This is a genomic window from Archangium sp., from assembly GCF_036389735.1.
Lineage (GTDB): Bacteria > Myxococcota > Myxococcia > Myxococcales > Myxococcaceae > Archangium.
This window is the reverse complement of record NZ_DASVWK010000697.1, coordinates 1-1,704: the sequence shown is the minus strand read 5'-3', so window position 1 is coordinate 1,704 and position 1,704 is coordinate 1. Positions and strand designations below refer to the sequence as shown.

Annotated in this window: 2 protein-coding genes; both read left to right on the top strand. The window is 71.9% G+C overall.

Annotated elements, in window-relative coordinates:
• A partial coding sequence (locus VF794_RS24545) for a CHAT domain-containing protein (protein WP_331114418.1) occupies positions 1–1,294 on the top strand: 1,294 nt, incomplete at its 5' end.
• Positions 1,295–1,301: 7 nt separating this feature from the next.
• Positions 1,302–1,704 (top strand): protein kinase domain-containing protein (locus VF794_RS24540; RefSeq protein ID WP_331114416.1); only part of this gene is annotated, 403 nt, incomplete at its 3' end.

Below are 1,704 nucleotides of genomic sequence, written 5' to 3'. Positions count from 1 at the left end.
CCCCCAGGACGGCGCGCTCGTCGAGTTCATCGCCTACGAGGAGCGCCCGCTCGTCCCCAAGCCAGGAACCCCCGATGAGGAGCGGCTGCGTGGCGAGCTGCGCTATCTGGCGTTCGTGCTCCTGCCGGACGGCGGCATCCGCGTCGTCGAGCTGGGGCCCGGCGCACCCCTGCACACGGCCATCCAGCGCCTGCGCGATGCGCTGGTCCACCGCGCCGCGGACTGGCAGAGGGCCTCCCAGGAGCTGTACCGGCTTGTCTTCAAGCCCCTGTTGCCGGCGCTGGGCTCCACGCGCCACCTCGCCGTCTCCACCGATGGCCAGCTCTCTCTCCTGCCCTTCGCCGCCCTGCACGATGGCAAGCGCTTCCTCGGGGACACCTTCCGCCTGGGCCATCACACCTCCGGCAAGGATTTGCTCCCCCGTCCCGAGAGCCTGTCCCCCGCGCGCGCGGTCGTCGTCCTCGCCGACCCGGACTTCGACGACGCGTCGGCGGTGTCCGCCTCGGAGGGCACCCTCCCGGACGCCGAGCGTTCTCCCGCCCTGGAGACGTTCTTCTCCGCGAGGAGCTCGGAAGCGGCCAGCCAGCCCTGGGCTCCGCTTCCAGGCACGCGCCAGGAGGCTCTCGCCATCCAGCGTCTGCTGCCCCAGGCGCGGCTGCTGCTCGGAGCCGAGGCCTCCAAGCGGGCCCTGCTGCGACTTCCGGCGCCCGGGATTCTCCACGTCGCCACGCACGGCTTCTTCCTCGATGACCCCGCGGCCTCCCCTGGCGCCCGGGCGGTGGGGCAGTTCGGAGACGCCGTGGACCCGGGTCCTCGCCGCAACCTCCCACCGAACCCGTTGCTGCGCTCGGGTCTGGTGCTCTCCGGAGCGCGAGGCACGCGGCCCCAACCGCTCCGCCCGGAGGACTCGCTGGCCACGGCGCTGGAGCTCTCGGGCATGAACCTGTGGGGCACCCAGCTCGTGGTGCTCTCGGCCTGTGACACGGGACGGGGAGACGTGAAGCTGGGGCAGGGCGTGTACGGCCTGCGCAGGGCGTTGGAGGTGGCGGGTGCGCAGACCGTGGTGATGAGCCTGTGGAAGGTCAACGATGAGACCACCCGGGAGCTGATGGTGGACTACTACCACCGGCTGCTCGCCGGGCAGGGCCGTGCCGCCGCCCTGGAGGGGGCGATGCAAGCGCTGCGGAAGAAACGGCCCCATCCCTACTACTGGGCTCCCTTCGTCACCGTTGGCCTGAACGGACCCCTGGAGGGCCTCACGCCCCAGGAGCCACCGCGCGCCGTCCTGCCCTAGCCGATCCATGCAGCCGCTCCCCGAGCCCACGCCCCCCGCTTCTGGCTGGGTGCCCCCTTCCGAGTTCGATGAGTTCCACCTGATGCACGTGCTCGGGCGCGGCGCCATGGGCGTGGTGTACCTGGCGCACGATCGCTCCCTGGAGCGTCAGGTGGCGGTGAAGTTCATCGCCACGCCCCAGCCCGACGCCGAGGCCCGCACGAACTTCCAGGTCGAGGCGCGTGCCATCGCCCGGCTGCAGCACCCCAACGTCGCCACGGTGTTCCGCGTCGGTGAAGTCAGGGGCCACCCGTACATCGTCTCCGAGTACGTCATGGGCCAGAGCCTCGCGGAGCTGCCCGTGCCCGTGCCCTGGCGCCGGGTGTTGACGCTCGGCGTCGGTCTGACGCGAGGGCTCGCGGCGGCGCATC